This is a genomic window from Burkholderia sp. BCC1988 (assembly GCF_905339895.1).
GTDB lineage: Bacteria > Pseudomonadota > Gammaproteobacteria > Burkholderiales > Burkholderiaceae > Burkholderia.
The window spans coordinates 299,979-319,747 of sequence record NZ_CAJPHA010000001.1; the positions used below are offsets into that span (position 1 = coordinate 299,979).

Below are 19,769 nucleotides of genomic sequence, written 5' to 3' on the forward strand. Positions count from 1 at the left end.
GACGCATTCCCGATCCCCCACCCGACCGGGCAGGAGCCCTAGATGATGTCCGCACGTCCCGAATCGCTCGAAGCCGGTTTCCGGCCGCTGCAGATCTACGAACAGGTCGCCGAAAGGATTCGCGACGAGATTCGCGCGGGGCGCTACGCGGCCGATTCGAGGCTGCCGTCGGAGCGCGAACTCGCGGCGCTGTTCCAGGTTGGCCGGCCGGCCGTGCGCGAGGCGCTGGGCGCGTTGCAGAACGAAGGGCTGGTGTTCACGAAGCGCAATTCGGGCACCTACGTCGTGCCGGCGCCGCTCGACGTACTTGCGCAGCGCGGCGACCCGCAAGGCGCGCCCGATGCCGACTTCAGCCCGACGTCGACGCTCGACGTGCGGCTCATCCTCGAGCCCGCGATCGCGCGCCTCGCGGCCGCGCACGGTCGCGCCGATCCCGTCGCCGAAGGCTATCTCGCACAGATGGAAACCGTCTCCGACATCGACGATCCGCAGCAGCGCGCGCTGTGGAACGAGAGCGACCGGCTGTTCCACCGGCAGCTCGCGCTGATGACCGGCGACGCGCTGATCGTGAAGATCGCGGACGAAGTCGCAAAGACGATGGACCAGCCGCTGTGGAAGCGGCTGAAGGACGACGGCATCTACGACGCGGGCCGGATCCGGCTCTACGTGTCCGAGCACCGGCTGATCTACGAGGCGATCGTGTCCGGCGACGCCGATGCGGCCGCGTTCTATGTCGAGCAGCACATTCTTCGCGTGCGTCGCGACATCACGCCGAAGTAATGCGCGCCACCTCGCTCTGGTCTAAAAAATGACCAGAATCGCAAAAAACTTTTTGAAATTGCTTGCATGGTGACCACATGTGTCCTACATTGGTTTCACACAAAACCAATCAGGAGACACCATGCGACACTTCGTTACCGCGCTCTCGGTGGCCGTTGCCGCCGGCGCGCTGAGCGCCGCGCACGCGCAGGAAGTCGTGATGATCGGCCATTCGGCGCCGCTCACCGGCCCGCAGGCCGCGAACGGCAAGGACAATGAAAACGGCGCGCGCCTCGCCGTCGACGAGCTCAACAAGGCGGGCGTGAAGGTGGCCGGCAAGACGGTCACGTTCAAGCTGGTGTCGGACGACGACCAGGCCGACCCGAAAGCGGGCGTGCAGGTCGCGCAGAACCTGGTCGACAAGGGCGTGGTCGCGGTGCTCGGGCCGTACAACTCGGGCGTCGCCATCCCGGCATCGCGTGTGTACAGCAACGCAGGCGTCCCGATGTTGCCGGTCGCGTCGAATCCGGCACTCACGCGGCAGGGCTTCAAGAACATCTTCCGGATCGGCGCGAGCGACGAACAGCTCGGCGGCACGATGGCGACCTTCGCCGCGAAGACGCTGAACGCGAAAACCGCCGCGGTCATCGACGATCGCACCGCGTACGGGCAGGGCGTCGCCGAGCAGTTCATGAACGTCGCGAAGGCGAACGGAATCAAGATCGTCGACCAGGAGTACACGAACTCGTCGGCCACCGATTTCCTCGGCATTCTCACCAAGATCAAGGCCAGCAATCCCGACGTGATCTTCCTCGGCGGCTATGCGGCGCAGGGCGCGCCGATGGCGAAGCAGATGAAGCAGCGCGGCTTGCGCGCGAAGCTGCTCGGCGGCGACGGCATCTGCTCGGCCGACATGGGCAAGGTCGCGGGCGAGGCCGCGTCGATCGTCTATTGCGCGCAGGGCGGCGTCGCGCTCGAGAAGACGCCGGCCGGCCGCGAATTCCTGAAGAAGTACCACGACACCTATCACACGGATACGCAGGTCTACGGCGTCAACTATTACGACGGCATGAAGCTGCTCGCCGACGCGATGGTCAAGGCCGGCACGACCACCGACAAGGCGAAGCTGATCGCGCAGCTGGCGAAGTCGAACTATGCGGGCGTCGCGGGCACCTATTCGTTCGACGAACGCGGCGACCTGAAGGGCGCGCCGACCAGCGTCTACGTGATCCGCAACGGGCTGCCCGAACCGTACGCGAAGTAAAACCGCTACCGGAACGACGGCGCCGGTGCGCCGTCGTTCGTCTTCACGCTTTCGATCTTCATGAAAATTTCCCGATCCCTTTCCACCGTCGAAGTGCATACCGGCGGAGAAGCGTTCCGCATCGTCACGAGCGGGTTGCCGCGCCTGCCCGGCGACACGATCGTCCAGCGCCGCGCATGGCTCAAGGAGAACGCGGACGAGATCCGCCGCGCGCTGATGTTCGAGCCGCGCGGCCACGCCGACATGTACGGCGGCTACCTGACCGAGCCGGTGTCGCCGAACGCTGATTTCGGCGTGATCTTCGTGCACAACGAAGGCTACAGCGACCATTGCGGGCACGGCGTGATCGCGCTGTCGACCGCCGCGGTCGAGCTCGGCTGGGTGCAGCGCACGGTGCCGGAGACGCGCGTCGGCATCGACGCGCCATGCGGCTTCATCGAGGCGTTCGTGAAATGGGACGGCGAGCATGCGGGGCCGGTGCGCTTCGTCAACGTGCCGTCGTTCATCTGGCAGCGCGACGTGTCGGTCGACACGCCGTCGTTCGGCACCGTGACCGGCGACATCGCGTATGGCGGCGCGTTCTATTTCTACGTCGACGGCGCGCCGTTCGACCTGCCGGTGCGCGAGGCGGCCGTGGAGAAGCTGATCCGCTTCGGCGCCGAAGTGAAGGCCGCCGCGAACGCGAAATATCCGGTCGTGCATCCGGAGATTCCGGAGATCAACCATATCTACGGCACGATCATCGCGAACGCGCCGCGCCATCCGGGCTCGACGCAGGCAAATTGCTGCGTGTTCGCGGATCGCGAGGTCGACCGTTCGCCGACCGGCTCCGGCACCGGCGGCCGCGTCGCGCAGTTGTACCTGCGCGGCCGGCTCGCGGCCGGCGACACGCTCGTCAACGAGTCGATCGTCGGCACCGTGTTCAAGGGGCGCGTGCTGCGCGAGACGACGGTCGGCGACATCCCGGCCGTGATCCCGGAAGTGGAGGGCAGCGCACACATCTGCGGATTCGCGAACTGGATCGTCGACGAGCGCGATCCGCTGACCTACGGTTTTCTCGTGCGCTGAGCAGCGGCGCACGGCACCGTTGTACCAGGCTTGGCGCGCGGCCCCGTTGCGGGGCGCGCGCCTTTTTTTGTTGTAAAAATGCACGCCCGGACGCCGTTCGCGCAGGCCCGGGACGGCCGCCGGCCGGTGGGCGGCGCGAGTTTTGGTACGATGCAGCCTTTCCAGCAGATCCCCCACCCGCGTGAATCGCCGAAACGTGTCGTCAGTGCGTGACCTCAGTGCCAAATGGGTCGCGCGCGCCCAACCCGTCGCGGCCGCTGCCGCCGTGCTCGTCAAGCGTGTCCTGGCCAGCGCCTGGCACCATCTCCGTCATCCGACGCGCCGCGGCGTGCTGCGCGCGGCTGCCGCCGTGCCCGCGCTGTTCCTGCTGTACGTGCTGGTGCTGATTCCGTTCACGCCGGGCATCGGCGACATCCGCAAGGCGCGCGTCGACCAGCCGGCGCAGGTGCTGTCCGCCGACGGCAAGGTGCTGGCGGAATTCAAGCCGTCGAACCGCGAATGGGTGTCGCTCAAGCAGATCTCGCCGCACATGGTCGACGCGCTGATCGCCACCGAGGACCATCGTTTCTACGAGCATCACGGTCTCGACTGGAAGCGCACTGCGTCGGCCGCGCTCCATACGTTCTCGGGCAGCCGCCAGGGCGGCTCGACGATCACGCAACAGCTCGCACGCAACCTTTATCCGGACGAGATCGGCCGCGCGCCGACGCTCACGCGCAAGGTGAAGGAGGCGATCACCGCGCTGAAGATCGAGGCCGTCTACAGCAAGGACCAGATCCTCGAGACCTACCTGAACACGGTGCCGTTCCTGTACAACGCGTACGGCGTCGAGATGGCCGCGCGCACCTATTTCGACAAGTCGGCCGACGAGCTCGACGTGCTCGACAGCGCGACGCTCGTCGGGATGCTGAAGGGCAACAGCTACTACAACCCGGTGCTGAATCCCGAGCGCGCGCTGCAGCGGCGCAACACGGTGCTCGGCCAGATGGTGAAGTACGGCAAGCTGTCGCCGGCGCAGTTCGCGCAGTTGCAGCGCCGGCCGCTGCGCATCGACTTCGAGCGCCAGAAGGAGCCGCCGGGGCCCGCGCCGCACTTCGCGCAGCAACTGCGTAAATGGCTGATCGGCTGGGCCGACCGCAACGACTACAACATCTATTCAGACGGGCTGATCGTGCGCACCACGATCGATTCGCGTCTGCAGCAGATGGCGACCCAGGCGCTGACGCTGCAGGCGAACCAGCTGCAGGGCATCGCGAACAATGCGTGGAGCGGCCGCGACGGCTGCGGCACCGACAACGAGGTGTTTCGCACCTTCATGCGCGAGTCGCCCGAATACAAGGCCGCGCAGGACGCCGGCAAGAACGATGCGGCCGCGATGAAGCAACTCGCCGCCGACCGCGGCTTCATGCGCGCGCTGTGCAAGGCGAAGACCGACGTGCAGGCCGGCTTCGTCGCGATCGATCCGCGCGACGGGCAGATTCGCGCGTGGGTCGGCAGCCGCGACTTCACGAACGAGCCGTTCGATCACGTCGCGCAGGCGCGGCGTCAGCCGGGCTCGACCTTCAAGCCGTTCGTCTATGGCGTCGCGTTCGCGAACGGGATGAAGCCGGACGACACCTTCATCGACCAGGCGGTCGAGATTCCGCTGAAGGGCGGCGAGATCTGGCGGCCGAGCGACGACGCGCCGCCGACGGGCAAGCCGATGACGCTGCGCGACGCGGTCGCGCTGTCGCGCAACCGGATCACCGCGCAGGTGATGGAGAAGGTCGGTCCGGCGGCCGTGGCGCGGTTCGCGCGCGACATGGGCGTGCGCGAAAGCCCGCTCGAGCGCGTGCCGTCGCTTGCGCTCGGCACGAGCCCCGTGACGCTGAAGGAGATGGTCGCGTCGTACGCGACGATCGCGAACGGCGGCCTGTACGTCGAGCCGCAAATGGTGACGCGCATCGAGAACCGCCGGGGCGAGGTGCTCGCCGAATACGCGCCGGCGCCGCCCGAGCGCGCGCTCGACGCCGAAACCGACAAGACGCTGCTCGACGTGATGCGCGGCGTCGTGACGCGCGGCACCGGCAGCAGCATCCGTACGCGCTTCGGCATTCGCGGCGACGTGGCCGGCAAGACCGGCACCACGCAGGACAACGCGGACGGCTGGTTCATCCTGATGCAGCCCGGGCTGGTGGCCGGCGCGTGGGTCGGTTTCGACGACGGCCGCGTGACGCTGCGCAGCGACTACTGGGGGCAAGGCGCGCACAGCGCGCTGCCGATCGTCGGCGACTTCTTCCAGCGCGCGCAACGCGCCCGGATCGTCGACGCGAAGCTGAAATTCGACACCGAACCGTCGCCCGGCTGGTTCGCTTCGGTGCGTGAACGGGTGACGGACCTGGTCGACGGCTGGTTCGGTCCCGAGCCGAAGCAGGCGGCGGCGCCCGTCAGGACGCAGCGTATCGAGCGCGAGCCGGAGGCGGACGCAGCCGCGGCGTCGGCCGCATCCGGCGCGTCGGCGCCCGAGGCGGCATCCGGCGGCATCGTCGAGGAATGGGTGCCCGCGTCCGAGGTGGCGGCATCGGCCGCTGCGTTGTCGGCGTCGCAACCGCCGGTCGCGCAGCCGCCGGCGACGGGCGGCAATGCGACGAGCCCGGGCAACGCCGGGGGCGGCCTCGGCTCCGCCCCGGCCGTCGCGCCCTCCGCTACGCCGGCGCCGGCGCCGACACCGGCTTCACCCGACGCGACCAGCGGTTCGGAGTAACGAGCCGTTCAGATTTCGCGCGAGGCTGCCGTAATAACGTTGTCACGACAGCTCGCGCGGTCGCTCCGCGCCTTTCCGATGCGGCTCATCACCGATCACGTCGCGCTCGCGCGCGATGACATCTCCGCCGGCGTCCCGCTCGGCTTCGATCTCTACGATGCCGGCGGCGCCGCGCTGCTGCCCGCCGGCACGACGTTGCGCGATCCCGCGCAGCATGACTTCCTGTTCGATCACTTCCGGCCGGTGCGCCGGCGCGATGACGCCGAGCCTGCCGCGCCGGCGCACGACGCCGTGCCGGCGGCCACGCGCATGGGGCTGTCGGCCGGCGCCGCGATCGGCATCCGGCGGCGGGTCGGCGCGACCCGCGTGCTGCAGCGCTGCCGGTTGATCGGGGTCGGCGCATCGGGCGCGCTGTTCGTCGAGCCGCAGCCGGCGGTCGTGCTCGAGTTCGCCCGCGGCGACGACGTCGAGGCGGTCGCGATCGGCCGGTCGGCCGTGTCGCGCTTCGGTGCGACCGTCGAAGCGGTGCAGGCAGCGGGCGCCGCGCCGTTCATGGTGCTGTCGCCGCCGGGCTTCGTCGACCGGTTGCGCACGCGCGCGGAGCCGCGCGTGCCGGTACGGATCGCGGCCCGCTGCACGGGTGGGCCGGCGCAGGCCGACGGCATCGGGATCGTGCGCGATCTCAGCCTGAACGGACTGTCGATCGCGCTCGACCGGCCGCTCGCGGCGGCCGGCGAGCCGTTGCGCGTGCAGTTGCCGTATGCGGACGAGGACCGTGTCGCGCTGCTGACGCTCGACGGGACGGTGCGTGCGGTGCATGCCGATCCGGCCGGGTCGGGCTGGACGCTTCACCACGCGGCGTTCGACGAAGTCGCTGCCGCCGACCGGATGCGCCTCAAGGCGCTGCTGTTCGACCTCTCGTCGGGGGCGGTGGAGGCGGATCAGGTCCGCTGATGTGTCGAACGGAGAAGCGGGGCAAACGTGGCAGCCGCCTGGCGGTCGTCCACGGCCCGGTGAATCGATCCGCACTGCGCGAGCCGGGCGAGAGCGCGCCGCAGCCTATTGGCTGCGGATGCGGCCATAATCATCTGATGATTCGATCGAATGCGCCGGCAATTGTACGGTTTCGGTCAACAGTGAATTTGCGATTTAAGTATTTACCCTGATAGCCGTGCCGCCTAGACTTTCACTCATGCGCAACGACTACCCAGTCCGAAGCGCCTGACAAGACAAATCTGGAGGTAACGCATCATGAAATCGCTGATCAAGGCAGTTGCACTGGCCGCTCTGGTGGCCGCACCGGTCGTTTCGTTCGCTCAATCGAACCAGCAGCCGCTGACGCGCGCGCAAGTGCGTGCCGAGCTGGCCCAGCTGGAAAAGGCCGGCTACAACCCGAACGACTGGATCAACTATCCGGAAAACATCCAGGCCGCACAGGCGAAGATCGCGGCAGCCCAGAACACCGGTGCGCAGGCTGATGCAACGGGCTACGGCGCGAACCCGGTGGCGACGTCGCAGTCGGGCCAGCGCGTGACCGTGCCGGCCGCAGCCGATCGTTCGTCGGTGTACTTCGGTCACTGAGCAAGCCGTTCACCGTGCGGCCTCCGGGCCGCCGGCAAAGCCGTATCGAAAAGCCTGCACTCATGTCGAGTGCGGGCTTTTTTGCGTGCGCGGCCAAGCGTGGCGCCGGCTGACAATTCGCCGCGCGTGCGCTAGCATCCCGGTCGGCATCGCCACGCTACCGTAGCCGCGGCGAATGGGGTAGCGCCGGCCGGCCTGCGACGCCGCGCGCCGAGGCGCGGCGGCAAGGCTGGCATCACGTTCCACGACTTCAACGAAAACAAACAGGAGCATCCATGCGTGTCTTGACCGGTCTGCTGTGCGCGCTGGCGCTGACGGCGAACCTTGCCCACGCACAGGCAAATTGCGCGGACGCGACGGATCAGGCGGCGATGACGGCATGTGCCGATCGCGCGTACAAGAAATCCGACGCGGAGCTGAACCGCACCTACCAGGCCGTCACCGCGCGCCTGCGCGATGCGAAGCCGCTCGCAGAGAAACTCGTGAACGCGCAGCGCGCGTGGATCGCCTACCGCGATGCCGAATGCAACTTCTCCAGCGCGAATGCCGAAGGCGGCAGCGCCTATCCGATGGTCGTGTCGACCTGCCTCGACGATCTGACCAGGACCCGCACCGAGACGCTGAAGAGCTATCTGTCCTGCGAGGAAGGCGATCTCGCGTGCCCGGTGCCGGCGAAGTAACGGCTGCGCGACGTCCGGCCAGCTCGCAGCGCACGTCGCGCGGCCGGCATGGTTCGCCGGCCCGTTCGCCTAGACGTCGTCCGTTTCGTCGAGCAGCTTGTGCCGCAGCGCGTAGCGGACCAGCGCCGCTTCGTGCGGCATCTGCATCTTTTCCAGGATCCGGGTCTTGTAGGTGCTGACCGTCTTCGCGCTGACGCACAGCGCCTGCGCGATCTCGGTCAGCGTCTGCCCGGCGGCGATGCGACGGAACACGTCGAACTCGCGATCGGACAGCCGCTGGTGCGGCAGCGTCTCGGCCGGCTCGTTCAGGCTCTGCGCGAACTGTTCGGCCATCGCGAGGCTCACGTAGACGCCGCCCGACGCCACCTTGGTCACCGCGCCGACCAGTTCGGCGCTCGCGCTTTCCTTGGTCAGATAACCCGACGCTCCGGCGCGGAACGCACGCACCGCGTATTGCTGTTCCGCGTGCATGGTCAGCACGAGCACGCGCAGCGCGGGCTTCTCGTCCTTGATCTGCTTGATCAGTTCGACGCCGTTGCGGCCCGGCATCGACAGGTCGAGCACCAGCACCTGCGCAGGCGTCGACCGGATGAGCGCGATCGTCGACGCTCCGTCGCATGCTTCGCCGGCTACTTCGAATCCGGTGGCGTTCTGGAGGATGTGCCGCAGACCGTCGCGCACGAGCGTATGGTCGTCGGCGATGAGCACCTTGATCATGTGAGGGTGGTTTCCTGTTGTACGGAACCGAGCGGGAATGCGACGGTGATCGAGAAGCCGCGCGCGAGCGCGGTGTCGATCGTCACGCTGCCGCCCAGCATGTGTGCGCGTTCGCGAATGCCGATCAGGCCGAAAGATTTGTCCTCATGGGCGGTGCCGACCGGTGCCGCGCCGCGGCCGTTGTCCGCGACGCGCAGCACGCAGAAGCCTTCCTCGATGTCGAGGCGCAGCGCGACGCGCGTCGCGTCCGCATGGCGCGCGACATTCGTCAGCGCTTCCTGGACGATCCGGAACAGCGTGGTCGCCCCCGCGCTGGTGAACGTGAGGCCGCCCGTTTCGATGTGGCGCTCGACGTCGATGCCGTAGCGGTTCGTGAAGTCGTTCGCGAGCCACTCGATCGCCGGCACGAGGCCGAGATCGTCGAGCATCACCGGGCGCAGGTCGGCCGCGATGCGCCGCACCGACGCGACGGTCGCGTCGATCAGCCGGCGCATGCCCTGCAGGTGCGACAGCACGCCGACTTCGGGTTGCGCATGGCCCGGCGTGCGCAGTTGCTGCTCGATGACCGACAGGTCCATCTTCAGCGCGGTGAGTTGCTGGCCGAGGTCGTCGTGCAGTTCGCGCGCGATGCGGGTTTTTTCCTCCTCGCGCACGTTCTGCAGGTTCGCCGAGAGTTCGCGCAGCTCCTGGCGCGACTGCTTCAGCGCATTCTCGGCGCGCTGCCGCTCGGTGATGTCGCGCAGCATCACCGTATAGAGCTTGCCCGACGCATCGCGGATCTGCGAGATCGACGCCTCGATCGGGAACTCCTCGCCGTTGCCGCGCAGCCCGAACAGCACGCGCTGGCGGCCCATCTGCCGCTCGGACACGCCCGTCACGCCGAACTGGTCGACGTGCTTCGCATGCGCGGCACGAAACCGCTCGGGGATGAAGCGCGACAGCGGCGCGCCGATCGCTTCCATCGCCGACACGCCGAAGACCTGTTCGGCCATCGGGTTGAAGATCACCACCGTCTGCTTCTCGTCGATCGTGATGATCGCTTCCATCGACGAACGGATGATGCCCATCATCCGCGCCTCGTTCAGGATGCCGCGGCTGCTGGCGCCCGTATCGGCGTGGCCGGCGCGGCCGCGCAGCAGCGCATGGACGAGCGCCGCGAACGCGAACGACGCGATCAGCCCCGCGGCGAGCACCGTGCCGGCCGCGCGCTGCGCGCCGGTCGCGCTCGGGCGGCCGTCCGCGGAATAGGCGAGCTTCAGCACGGTTCCGCCGAAATTCAGCTGGTCGGTGCGCCGCATCAGGTCGGGCGACGCGGAGGCTTCGTCGGTCGTCGTCTCGGCGCTCGCGATCGGGTGCGGATCGTCGCCCGCGCTCATCCGCAGGTCGAGCCCGCGTTCCGCGTCGAGCGCGCGCTCGACCAGGCGATTCGGGCTCACTTCCGCGAACAGCACGCCGTCGGCGCCGGCGTCATGGGCGACGGCCGTACGCGACGAAGCCGTCGCGGGGACGAACAGCGTGAGGGTGCGCGCATCGCGGGACGTATCGTTGTCGGCCGGATGGATGCCGAGTGCGATATCGCCGGTCCGCAGCGCGTGCGCCAGCGGAGCCTGGTCCGGCGCGCCGAAGCGCACGCCGGCCGAGCTCGATGCCGGTGCAACGAGCGTGGCCACCGCGAGCGGGCCGGCGGGCATCGGCGCGTGGCCGGCGAGGGCGCTGCGCGTCGCGGTCGACAGCGGCGCATAGCCGAGCTGCCGGATCGGCGAACGCCCGCTGTCGAGATCGAGCGTATCGGCATACCGGCGCCATTGCTCGGCGGTGATCTGCGGCGCAAGCGCGAATGCGCCGCGCGCGCTTTCGAGCACGGCGACGCTGCCTTGCAGCTCGTGGCGCAGCATCGCCGTCACGTGCGTCGTGCGGCGTTCGAAGCGCGTATGGACGGCGCCTTGCCACTGCTCGCGCACGAGCAGCGCGACGCCGAGCGACAGCGCCGCGCCGGCGAACAGCGTAACGACGCCAGCCGCGAGCGGCTGGCGTAACATGATCTGGAAACGCGCGGGCCCTCGGGCGTCACGCGACGGGGTTCCACTGGCGGTGGTCATTCGATGGCCATTCTGGTGTCGGGGCCGCCCGTGGCACGCGGGCAGCGCGGCAAAACCGGGAAAAACCGGGAAAAACTCGCACCGGCCGCGTGCGACGTCTATTTTCAAGATGAAATTGTGCGCGTTTTACGCGTTTTTTGTAATAGGGTCAGCTAAAAATGAGATAGCCGGGCGGTGTAGCGGGCGTCCCGGCCGCATTTGACGCGCGTCAACGGGCGCGTCGGCACGTGGGGCAGACTGTTCGGCAGGCGAGCCGGCATCGGGCCGGCTTGCGGTGACGGGGACGCCGTTTGCGCGATGCGCGACGGGTGCCCGGTCGGAGGGTGGACCATGTACAAGCGGATTTTCGTCGGGCTCGATGGCAGCCCGAGTGCGCGTCTCGCGCTGAACGAGGCAATCCGGATCGCGGCGGCATCCGGCGGCGAGGTCACGTGCGCGTATGTCGTCGAGCACCGGCCGCAGCTCGTCGACGTCGATGCGGGTTTTGCGGCCGAACGCGATGGCGACGCGGCGGCAACCGCTGCGGCGACGCCCGTGCTCGACGACGCGAAAGCGGCGCTCGCGCAGCGGCAAGTGGCGGGCACCGTGCGCGCGATCGACGCGTACGGCGAGGATGTTGCCGCAGTGCTGATGCGCACGGCGGCCGAGGTCGGCGCGGATCTGATCGTGATGGGGACGAGCGGGCGCCACGGCCTGCGCCGACTGCTGCTCGGCAGTGTCGCGGAATCGCTGCTGCGCGCGGCCGACCGGCCCGTGCTGCTGGTGCGGCACGACGAGCCGGCCGCGGCGGCGACCGCGTGACGGGGCGGTACGGCACCGACGCGTGAGCGGCGGCGGGCAGGGGCTGCCGCGCGGACGCCGGCGTGATGGCGGGCTCGAGGGTTCGTCCGTTGCATCGATCGCCATGCCGCGCATCCGCTGCGCCGCAATGGCGGTGTCACGTCGCGCCGGTTGCATCGTGGCCCGCACTTCTGGCAGCATCGACCGGCGTTCGCTTCATCGTCGCGCGCCGCGTTCCGCGCGCGACCCGGTCGCCGCGTGCATGGTCGCGGCGATCGACGCAGCGGCACGCGACGCTGGTCGATCGCATCATCGATCGGACGGGCCGCGCGTCGCGTGTCCGGTTCACTCCTTCACCGACGTCATCCGCCATGCCGATCTCCGCCGCCGACCTGATTCAACAGTTCGATCTGCAACCGCACCCCGAGGGCGGCTATTTCCGCGAAACCTACCGCGCGGCCGATACGGTCGTGCGTCCGGCCGACGGCGCGTCGCGTGCGGCGTCGACCGCGATCTACTACCTGTTGTGCGACGGCGCGTATTCATCGTGGCACCGGATCCGTTCCGACGAGGTCTGGCATTTCTACGCGGGCGATCCGCTCGAAGTATGGGTGCTCGACGAGCGCGACGGCCTGACGATCCACCGGCTCGGCAACCCGCTCACGCACCCGGGCACCGTATTCCAGGCGGTCGTGCCGGCCGGGCGCTGGTTCGGCGCGCGCTGCGCGTCGCCGGAGCACGTCGCGCTCGTCGGCTGCACGGTCGCGCCGGGGTTCGAGTTTGCGGAATTCGAGCTCGCGGACGCGACGGCGCTGGCCGCCGCATTCCCCGAATATGCGGAATACGTCGCGGGGCTCGCGCAGCGCTCCGACGCATGAGTGTGCCGGCGGCCATGCCGGCCGCACCGAGCCGCCTTCGACGGCAGCCGTTCCGCGCGGCCGCGGCCAAACCCGTTTAGAATGCACGGTGGTGCAGGATCGGTCGCGGACGTGCCGCGGCGATCGCTGCTTGCCGTATCGACGGCCGCCCCCGTCGCACGGTCCGCATGTCTTCCAGGAGCGCCGCCGTGTGGCACTTTCCCATCGCGATTCCCTCGTCGCTCGGCCCGTGGGCCGTGTTCGCGAGCGTACTGATCACGCAGCTCGGCGTGCCGGTGCCGGCCGTGCCGATGCTGATCCTCGGCGGTACGATGGCGGCGATGGGGCAGGCGTCCTGGGCGAGCATGTTCGTGGCGGCGATCGGCGCGGCGATGCTCGCCGATTCGCTGTGGTTCTTCATGGGCCGCACGCGCGGCCGGCGCTTGCTGAACGGGCTCGTGCGATTCTCGCTGTCGCTCGACACGACGCTGCGCTTCGCGCGTAACGTATTCGAAAGATACGGCGCGCCGCTGCTCGTCCTCTCCAAATTCCTGCCGGGCCTCGGCCTCGTGTCGGCGCCGCTGCTCGGCACGACCGCGATCGGCGTCGGCGTGTTCCTGTTCTGGGATCTGGCCGGCGCGTCGCTGTGGGCCGCGTTCTGGCTCATCGGCGGCGCGGCCGTGCACGACCAGATCGTCCAGTTCGTGCTGTGGGTGCGCGCGAGCGGCGGCACGATCCTCGACGCGTTCCTCGCGATCTTCATCACGTTCCTGCTGTACCGCTGGGTGCGCCGCGTGCAGTTCCGCCGCTACCTCGCGCAGGTGCGCATCTCCCCGCCGCAACTCGTCGAGATGATGACGTCGAACGAGCCGCCACTGATCTTCGATGCGCGGCCGCGCGCGATTCGCGAACGCGAGCCGTACCGGATTGCCGGTGCGGTGCCGGTCGATCTCGATTCGCCGGACCTGCTGGATCCGGAATTGCTGAAGCGGCCGATCGTCGTGTATTGCGTGTGCCCGAACGAGGCGACCGCGAAGCGCCTGATCGCGAAGATGCAGCGCAAGAAGATGCTGCACAACATCAAGGCGCTGAAGGGTGGCCTCGACGCGTGGGAGAAGCACGGCTATCCGGTCGAGCCGCTGCCGGCCGATCTCGATTCATCGAGGTATTTCGTGCGGCCGGAACATGCGGCGCTCGCGGGCGAATATACGGTGCGCGCGACGTTGTCGAAGTGAGTCGTGCGCGGGATTCCGTTCATGACGGAAAGTGTCCGAAGCGTGCACCCAATTCGTGTGTGGTCCCGAACAGCCCAAGCGGATCAGTCCCTTTGCCAACACGTCGTGAAGGTGGAATAAATCAGCAGGGGCATACGCGGGATGCGCGTCGATCAGCCGGCCTTTCTGGGTTCTTTCTTTTTGTCGCGGCTCGCAGACCAGATGCTGCTCTTTCTGGTGCCGCTCGTCGTCTTTCAGGTCACACGGAAAGCGACGTGGTCCGGGCTCGCCTTTTTCGTCGAGGCGTTCCCGCGATTCATCGCCTTTCCGGTCTGTGGCGCACTGAGCGACCGTGTGTCACCGATCCGCGTGCTGCGAGCGAGCCAGACCAGCCGGGCCGTCGCTTGCGTGATCGGCATCGCCGGCTATGTCGCCTGGAGCGGAATCGGATGGCTGATCGCATTGTCCGCCGTATGCGGCGCACTCACGAGCCAAGGTCTCGTCGCTCGTGAGGTGTTGCTGCCGCAGATCTTTCCGCAGCAGCGCTTCGAAAAAGTGTTGTCCTATACGCAGCTCGCCGATCAGTTGGGCGTCGTGCTTGGACCGATCGTCGCGGCGGCGCTGCTTGGGTATCGCGACTGGGAGTGGGCTGTCGCTTCCGCGGCGCTGCTGTTCGTCTCGGCGGATTTGCTGGCATTCGTCTGGCAACGGACCAGCACGGCACGCGTTGCGCCTCCGGAACGCTCGGTGGGGCCGTGGTATGCACCATTCGGTGTGGCGCTGAAGCATGTCGTCACGCTGCCGGGGCTGTTGCGGCTGATCCTGCTCGCAGCGGCGGAAAACCTCGTGATCGGGACGACACTTGCGACGTCGGCTGCGATGGTCACCGGTGCGTTTCGGCAGTCCGGCGGTTTCTATGCCGGACTGCAGGTCACGGGTGCCGTCGCGACTGTCGCGATCCTGCTGTTCGTCGCGCGTATCGAGGTGGCGCGCGAGCGGCTCGGCATCGTCGCATTCGTCGCGATCGCGGCGGGCGGCCTCGCGATGGGCATGGCCGGCTCGATTGCGATGTACGTCGCCGGTTTCCTTTTGGTCATCGGTTTCGACAAGATGTTCAACGTGTACATACGCAGCGCCCGGCAGGCCATCATTCCCCCTCGGGACTATGGCAAGACGACGGGCGTCATGGTCCTGCTGAATAACGCGACGCAGCCGTTTGCCGGGCTGCTTGTGGGGCTCTTCTCCGGTCACGGGCGCGTTGCGCTCGTCGTGACGCTGACCTCGATCGGCATGGCAATACTCGGTGGCGCGGTCATTGCCGTTGGCGCCGGCCGGCCGCGATCGACTGCGCGCGTTTCGGACTGACGCGGCGGTACCGCAAGGAATACGGCGCTGGCGACGCGAAACCGGTGTTCGGCGTGGTGCGAGATGAAGTCGCTGCATTCCCGGACGTGATCGTGACCGGGGCGGGGCAGGCGCTCGAACCCGGATGCGGGGCGATCGTAATCTCGCTGCATCGACCGGATCGAGCCTGACGGGTGTCGACAGGGTCGACAGGGTCGACAGTCCGGCCGTTATCGAAGTAAATCGTGCGCGGAATGCCGCGCACATGCCGATTTCGCCTCCGATTTCACGCTTCCCGTTTCCGGGAAAATCGGCTGGCGCGAAACCTCCGATTATTCTTATAATCCCGCCTGCATATTGCGTGCGCTTGATTGCGCACATTCGACGCGCGTTCGTTCGCGCCGAAAGCGATTGATCCCGTTGCCGCCCGCCACGCGCACAGCCGTGTCGCGCGGGCCGCACGGGCGTATTCCGTGAAAGGCCCAATCCGTTTTTCCGGATTGTTCCGGAAAATACCGATAATCAACGGTAATTCCAATCGGAGTGACGCAGTATCCGCAGCGTTTTTCATCCGGAAAACGGCGGCGGGGATTTTTCGTTTTCGGTTTGCCGGTATCGGCATGAACGGTCGCGCATTGACATCGACAATGACGGCGGCCCGTTCGCGGCTGCCAGGAGACGGACTTGAAACAACCAGAAGACCAGCTGCACCGCGGGCTGGAAGAGCGGCACATCAACCTGATGGCGCTCGGCGCGACGATCGGCGTCGGCCTGTTCCTCGGCTCGGCCGCCGCGATCCGCACGGCCGGCCCGGCCATCCTGCTGACCTACCTGCTGGGCGGCATCGCGATTTTCCTGATCATGCGCGCACTCGGTGAAATGGCGATCACCAATCCGGTCGCCGGCGCCTTCAGCCGCTATGCGCGCGACTACCTCGGCCCGCTCGCGGGCTACCTGACCGGCTGGACCTACTGGTTCGTGTGGATCGTCACCTGCATGGCGGAAATCACCGCGGTGGGCGTCTACATGCACATGTGGTTCCCCGGCGTGCCGAACTGGGTCTGGGCGCTCGCGGCGCTCACGGCGATGGGCGCGGTGAACTTCATCGCGGTCAAGCTGTACGGCGAATTCGAGTTCTGGTTCGCGCTGATCAAGATCGTCACGATCGTGCTGATGATCGTCGGCGGCGGCCTCATGATCGCGTTCGGCATCGGTAACGGCGGCGTCGCGACGGGCATCTCGAACCTGTGGGCCCACGGCGGCTTCATGCCGAACGGCATCGGCGGCGTGATCGGCGCGCTGCCGATCGTGATGTTCGCGTATCTCGGCGTCGAGATGCTCGGCCTCACGGCCGGCGAGGCGCGCAATCCGGAGAAGTCGCTGACGAAGGCGGTGAACTCGGTGTTCTGGCGCGTGCTGATCTTCTACATCGGCGCGCTGTTCGTGATCATGTCGCTCTATCCGTGGGACCAGATCGGCACGCAGGGCAGCCCGTTCGTGATGACGTTCTCGCGGCTCGGGATCCCGGCCGCCGCCGGCATCATCAACTTCGTCGTGTTGACCGCGGCGCTGTCGTCGTGCAACAGCGGCCTGTTCAGCACGGCGCGGATGCTCTACAACCTCGCGCAGCAGGGCCAGGCGCCGGCCATGCTCGGCCGCGTGAATCGCAACGGCGTGCCGGTGTACGGCGTGATCGTGTCGGTCGCGCTGCTGCTGATCGGCGTGCTGCTCAACTATCTCGCGCCGCAGCACGTATTCACGTGGCTGACGTCGGTGTCGACGTTCGGCGCGATCTGGACGTGGTGCGTGATCCTGATCGCGCAGATGCGCTTTCGCCGCACGCTGTCGGCCGACAGGATCGCGCGCCTGCCGATCCGCGTGCCGTTCTATCCGCTCGGCTCGTTCGTCGCACTCGGGTTTCTCGCGCTGGTCGTCGTGCTGATGGCGTTCTCGCCGGATACGCGCGTCGCACTCGTGATCGGCCCGGTCTGGATCGTGCTGCTCGGCATCGCATACGCGGTGTTCCATGCGAACCGGGCGAGCGCGCCCGCGTCGACGAAGTCGTAAACCAAGCGGCCGAAAGTCGCCGCGCCGCGCGCCGCACAGCCGTGCGCGGCGCATCGCGGCCCGCACGGGTATTGATCGCGATCATGCACGTGCGGGCCGGACGACATATGCTGTCTGAATCGCTTGTCCGCGCTTCGCGTGGCCGTCCGCCGATCCCCGCGACCGCGTCGGCCGTCCGTCCGCCATTCGTCGTTCGCCGCTGCCCGCGCGAAGCTCCGGTCGTCGTTCGCGACGACGCGTCCGCAAGGAGGCTTTCGCCATGCAGTCCACCCCGACCATCCCGCCGCTCGCGCGGATCTCGCTGGCCGTCGATCTGACGCCGGAGTCGCTGTCCGCCGCGCGCTACACGCGCACGCTGCTGCGTCCCGGCATGCAGGTGCGCATCGTCTGCGCGATCGACAATCCGCGTCTCGTGCTGCCCGACATCCCGCGCGTCGACGCGCTGCTGACCTCCGCGCGCGAGGAGATGACGCGTGAAGCGCAGGCGACGCTCGAACGCATCGCGGAACTGTTCGCCGGCAGCGGCGTGGGGATCGAGCAGATGATCATCGATACGTCGCTCACGGGCGGCACGGTGGCCGATGCGCTCGCGAACGACACGTCGGCATGGCACGCCGACGTGCTCGTGGTCGGCGCCAATCCGCACCATGGGCTGCTGCGGCTCGTCGAGGGGGCGGTGTCCGACACGCTGGCCGCGCGCGCACGCTGCGCGCTGCTGATCGTGCCCGCCGACTATGCGCGGCCGTCGGACGGGCCGCTGCAGCGCCTGATGTTCGCGGTCGACGGCAGCGAGCCGTCGCTGCACGCGGTGCGCGTCGGGCTCGGCTTCGCGGTGCCGACGACGCTGCTGTACGCGGTCTATGTCGTCGATCGCGCGGTTCGTCTGACGGATCTCGTGCCGGTGCGCGCGCTCGAGGATGCGTATCGCGCGGAGGGCGAGGATGCGCTGGCGCGGATCGGCCCGCTGTTCCATGTAACGGGGAACCCGACCAAGCGCGGCATCGTCGAGACCCGTCCGACCAGCGACGACGTCGCCCATGCGCTGATGCGCGACGCGGTGCACTGGCATGCGGAACTGCTGGTGGTCGGCACGCACGGCCGGCGCGGCATCGCGGCCTGGCTGATCGGCAGCGTGGCGCGCCGGGTCGCGCATCTCGCGCAGGTGCCGGTGCTGCTCGTGCGCGAGGCCACGTGAGGATTGCGCTGCGACGAATGCGAAGCGGACTTTCATTGACCTGCATCAGAAACGTCGCGCGTTTTGCATGAGATAGTCGCACGACGTGCGTGTGCATGCGGCGGATGGTCCGTCGTCCGTACCCGACGCCGCGATTCGACACGTCGGTCCGGAACCGCGCGAACCGGCGCCTGTCCGATGCCGTTGCGATTCAGCCGATTTCCTGAGCCGTGTAGCGCATCGCGCATCGGCCGATCACGAACTCTCTGGCACGAGGGTAGGCAGCCGGCGGCTGCCTTGGATAACGGACGGGGTGCATTGCACCCCGTCCGCTTTCCTGGCCCCGTGCTGACTCTTTTCCTCGCAGGTATTGTCTTCGTCGATGTCGCCGTGTGGAACGGCGCGTGATGCCACGCGATCGCGCGATCGCGGATTCGGTCTGGATCGCGGCATGCGCTGCGCGCCCGGCGCGGTGCCGCAGCCTTCACGCGGCCGCGTGCGGCGTCGGCTGCGTGAAGGCCCCGCGTTCAGGCCCAGCGTTCAGGCCTTTACGCGGCGCGAGGCGCTCGCAGGTCGCGCTGGCGGTGCGCGTCGCGGCATACGCATGCACCGCGACGCACGCCATGCAGTCGGCCTCGTCCGCCAGGCGTGCGATTGCGCAGCCGCGGCCAGCCGGGGCGCGTCTTGCGGCGCTGCCTCACGACGACCGTTGCGCCGGCACCGGCCCGCGCGCGGAGCGCCGCGGCGAACCGCTGCAGCGCGAGCACCGATCCCGCGACGCTCTGGTACTTTTCGCGGCCGATCTGCCCGTCGAGCGTGACGAGCAAGCCCGATTCGCGCGCGAGTGCGAGCAACGCGTCGAGATCTTCCGGCGGGCGGATTGCGGCCGGCACGGCGGTCGCGGCCAGCATGCGCGTGCGCCGCTGTCCGTCCCGCGCCGGGAAGTTGCGATGAATCATGATGGGTCTCCCTGCGCCCGACCCCGCGTGCCGGCTCGAGGGCCGGCTGAGCGATGACCGGGTATGAACGCTTCGTTCATGACATCAGTATCCGCCGCGGAGACCGCGCTGCCAATCGGTGCGTGCTGAAGTCGCTGTCAGACGTTGCGTGCGAGGTATCGGAATCCGCTGACACGCCGGACAGGCGAGCCGCCGCTGCGGCGCGAGGCGGGCAGGCGGGCAGGCGCGATGTGCGGCGCCCCGATCCGGTGCATTCGAACAGACGAATCGCGGCGTCGCGCGTCGCTTGACGCAGGACTTTCGCGGGTCTAAGGTCCCACACTGCATCGGCATCGCGCGACGGTTCATCGTCCGAGCGATCGCACGGTGCCGCGCCTCGGGGTGGCGTGACAATCCTTCCAGTCGTTCGCGGGCCTTGGGCGCCGCGAATCCTGCGCGCGGGCCGGTTCGGGGACGGATCGGC

At 68.1% G+C, this 19,769-nt stretch carries 16 protein-coding genes; 13 read left to right on the forward strand and 3 right to left on the reverse strand.

Annotation, left to right across the window (positions count from 1 at the left end; genetic code table 11):
- Positions 1 to 42: 42 nt before the first annotated feature.
- From U4012_RS01275 to U4012_RS01305, 7 genes are all read left to right on the forward strand, one after another.
- Complete coding sequence (locus U4012_RS01275) at positions 43 to 780, forward strand: FadR/GntR family transcriptional regulator (protein ID WP_044843075.1); 738 nt, start codon at positions 43 to 45, stop codon at positions 778 to 780.
- A 121-nt stretch (positions 781 to 901) separates the two neighbouring features.
- Positions 902 to 2,023 (forward strand): branched-chain amino acid ABC transporter substrate-binding protein, encoded by a 1,122-nt coding sequence (locus tag U4012_RS01280; protein ID WP_257772573.1) that lies wholly within the window; start codon positions 902 to 904, stop codon positions 2,021 to 2,023.
- A 60-nt stretch (positions 2,024 to 2,083) separates the two neighbouring features.
- The gene (lhpH, locus tag U4012_RS01285; protein WP_124484865.1) at positions 2,084 to 3,091 is read left to right on the forward strand and encodes a trans-3-hydroxy-L-proline dehydratase; all 1,008 of its coding nucleotides are present in this window, start codon (positions 2,084 to 2,086) and stop codon (positions 3,089 to 3,091) included.
- Positions 3,092 to 3,287: 196 nt separating this feature from the next.
- Positions 3,288 to 5,834, forward strand: coding sequence for a penicillin-binding protein 1A (locus U4012_RS01290; protein WP_321795485.1), 2,547 nt, complete (start codon positions 3,288 to 3,290; stop codon positions 5,832 to 5,834).
- A 78-nt stretch (positions 5,835 to 5,912) separates the two neighbouring features.
- Positions 5,913 to 6,788, forward strand: a complete 876-nt coding sequence (locus U4012_RS01295; RefSeq protein ID WP_321795487.1) for a PilZ domain-containing protein — start codon at positions 5,913 to 5,915, stop codon at positions 6,786 to 6,788.
- A 297-nt stretch (positions 6,789 to 7,085) separates the two neighbouring features.
- Positions 7,086 to 7,415, forward strand: coding sequence for a DUF4148 domain-containing protein (locus tag U4012_RS01300; RefSeq protein ID WP_321795489.1), 330 nt, complete (start codon positions 7,086 to 7,088; stop codon positions 7,413 to 7,415).
- A gap of 275 nt (positions 7,416 to 7,690) precedes the next feature.
- Complete coding sequence (locus U4012_RS01305) at positions 7,691 to 8,095, forward strand: lysozyme inhibitor LprI family protein (RefSeq protein WP_044843081.1); 405 nt, start codon at positions 7,691 to 7,693, stop codon at positions 8,093 to 8,095.
- A gap of 69 nt (positions 8,096 to 8,164) precedes the next feature.
- Here U4012_RS01305 and U4012_RS01310 read toward each other — a convergent pair whose 3' ends face one another.
- Both U4012_RS01310 and U4012_RS01315 read right to left on the reverse strand, forming a co-directional pair.
- Positions 8,165 to 8,812: a response regulator transcription factor gene (locus tag U4012_RS01310; RefSeq protein WP_124484860.1), complete on the reverse strand. Its 648-nt coding sequence runs from the start codon at positions 8,810 to 8,812 to the stop codon at positions 8,165 to 8,167.
- Positions 8,809 to 10,851 carry a PAS domain S-box protein gene (locus U4012_RS01315; protein WP_321795493.1) on the reverse strand — a complete coding sequence of 681 codons (2,043 nt, stop codon included), beginning with the start codon at positions 10,849 to 10,851 and terminating at the stop codon, positions 8,809 to 8,811. Before U4012_RS01315 ends, U4012_RS01310 begins: the two co-directional genes overlap by 4 nt.
- Before the next feature lie 390 nt (positions 10,852 to 11,241).
- Here U4012_RS01315 and U4012_RS01320 point away from each other — a divergent pair, with 390 nt between their 5' ends.
- The 6 genes from U4012_RS01320 to U4012_RS01345 all read left to right on the forward strand — a co-directional run bounded on the left by U4012_RS01320 (position 11,242) and on the right by U4012_RS01345 (position 18,368).
- Complete coding sequence (locus tag U4012_RS01320; RefSeq protein WP_124484858.1) at positions 11,242 to 11,712, forward strand: universal stress protein; 471 nt, start codon at positions 11,242 to 11,244, stop codon at positions 11,710 to 11,712.
- A gap of 350 nt (positions 11,713 to 12,062) precedes the next feature.
- Positions 12,063 to 12,569 (forward strand): cupin domain-containing protein, encoded by a 507-nt coding sequence (locus tag U4012_RS01325; RefSeq protein ID WP_124519479.1) that lies wholly within the window; start codon positions 12,063 to 12,065, stop codon positions 12,567 to 12,569.
- A gap of 188 nt (positions 12,570 to 12,757) precedes the next feature.
- Positions 12,758 to 13,783 carry a DedA family protein/thiosulfate sulfurtransferase GlpE gene (locus U4012_RS01330; RefSeq protein ID WP_124519578.1) on the forward strand — a complete coding sequence of 342 codons (1,026 nt, stop codon included), beginning with the start codon at positions 12,758 to 12,760 and terminating at the stop codon, positions 13,781 to 13,783.
- A gap of 141 nt (positions 13,784 to 13,924) precedes the next feature.
- On the forward strand, positions 13,925 to 15,127 hold the full coding sequence (locus tag U4012_RS01335; protein ID WP_321795497.1) for an MFS transporter: 1,203 nt from the start codon (positions 13,925 to 13,927) through the stop codon (positions 15,125 to 15,127).
- Between the two features lie 663 nt (positions 15,128 to 15,790).
- Positions 15,791 to 17,173: an amino acid permease gene (locus tag U4012_RS01340; RefSeq protein WP_321795500.1), complete on the forward strand. Its 1,383-nt coding sequence runs from the start codon at positions 15,791 to 15,793 to the stop codon at positions 17,171 to 17,173.
- 259 nt (positions 17,174 to 17,432) lie between these two features.
- Positions 17,433 to 18,368, forward strand: coding sequence for a universal stress protein (locus U4012_RS01345; RefSeq protein WP_321795502.1), 936 nt, complete (start codon positions 17,433 to 17,435; stop codon positions 18,366 to 18,368).
- 527 nt (positions 18,369 to 18,895) lie between these two features.
- Here the strand turns inward: U4012_RS01345 and U4012_RS01350 are convergent.
- On the reverse strand, positions 18,896 to 19,306 hold the full coding sequence (locus U4012_RS01350; protein WP_044843090.1) for a hypothetical protein: 411 nt from the start codon (positions 19,304 to 19,306) through the stop codon (positions 18,896 to 18,898).
- Between the last annotated feature and the right edge of the window lie 463 nt (positions 19,307 to 19,769).

Excerpts from the sequence above, each read along its gene's own strand:
- U4012_RS01320 (WP_124484858.1), top strand. The coding sequence starts at position 11,242 with ATGTACAAGCGGATTTTCGTCGGGCTCGATGGCAGCCCGAGTGCGCGT.
- U4012_RS01275 (WP_044843075.1), top strand. The coding sequence starts at position 43 with ATGATGTCCGCACGTCCCGAATCGCTCGAAGCCGGTTTCCGGCCGCTG.
- U4012_RS01335 (WP_321795497.1), top strand. The coding sequence starts at position 13,925 with ATGCGCGTCGATCAGCCGGCCTTTCTGGGTTCTTTCTTTTTGTCGCGG.
- U4012_RS01280 (WP_257772573.1), top strand. The coding sequence starts at position 902 with ATGCGACACTTCGTTACCGCGCTCTCGGTGGCCGTTGCCGCCGGCGCG.
- U4012_RS01300 (WP_321795489.1), top strand. The coding sequence starts at position 7,086 with ATGAAATCGCTGATCAAGGCAGTTGCACTGGCCGCTCTGGTGGCCGCA.
- lhpH (WP_124484865.1), top strand. The coding sequence starts at position 2,084 with ATGAAAATTTCCCGATCCCTTTCCACCGTCGAAGTGCATACCGGCGGA.
- U4012_RS01315 (WP_321795493.1), bottom strand. The coding sequence starts at position 10,851 with ATGTTACGCCAGCCGCTCGCGGCTGGCGTCGTTACGCTGTTCGCCGGC.
- U4012_RS01350 (WP_044843090.1), bottom strand. The coding sequence starts at position 19,306 with ATGATTCATCGCAACTTCCCGGCGCGGGACGGACAGCGGCGCACGCGC.
- U4012_RS01295 (WP_321795487.1), top strand. The coding sequence starts at position 5,913 with ATGCGGCTCATCACCGATCACGTCGCGCTCGCGCGCGATGACATCTCC.
- U4012_RS01305 (WP_044843081.1), top strand. The coding sequence starts at position 7,691 with ATGCGTGTCTTGACCGGTCTGCTGTGCGCGCTGGCGCTGACGGCGAAC.
- U4012_RS01310 (WP_124484860.1), bottom strand. The coding sequence starts at position 8,812 with ATGATCAAGGTGCTCATCGCCGACGACCATACGCTCGTGCGCGACGGT.
- U4012_RS01325 (WP_124519479.1), top strand. The coding sequence starts at position 12,063 with ATGCCGATCTCCGCCGCCGACCTGATTCAACAGTTCGATCTGCAACCG.
- U4012_RS01345 (WP_321795502.1), top strand. The coding sequence starts at position 17,433 with ATGCAGTCCACCCCGACCATCCCGCCGCTCGCGCGGATCTCGCTGGCC.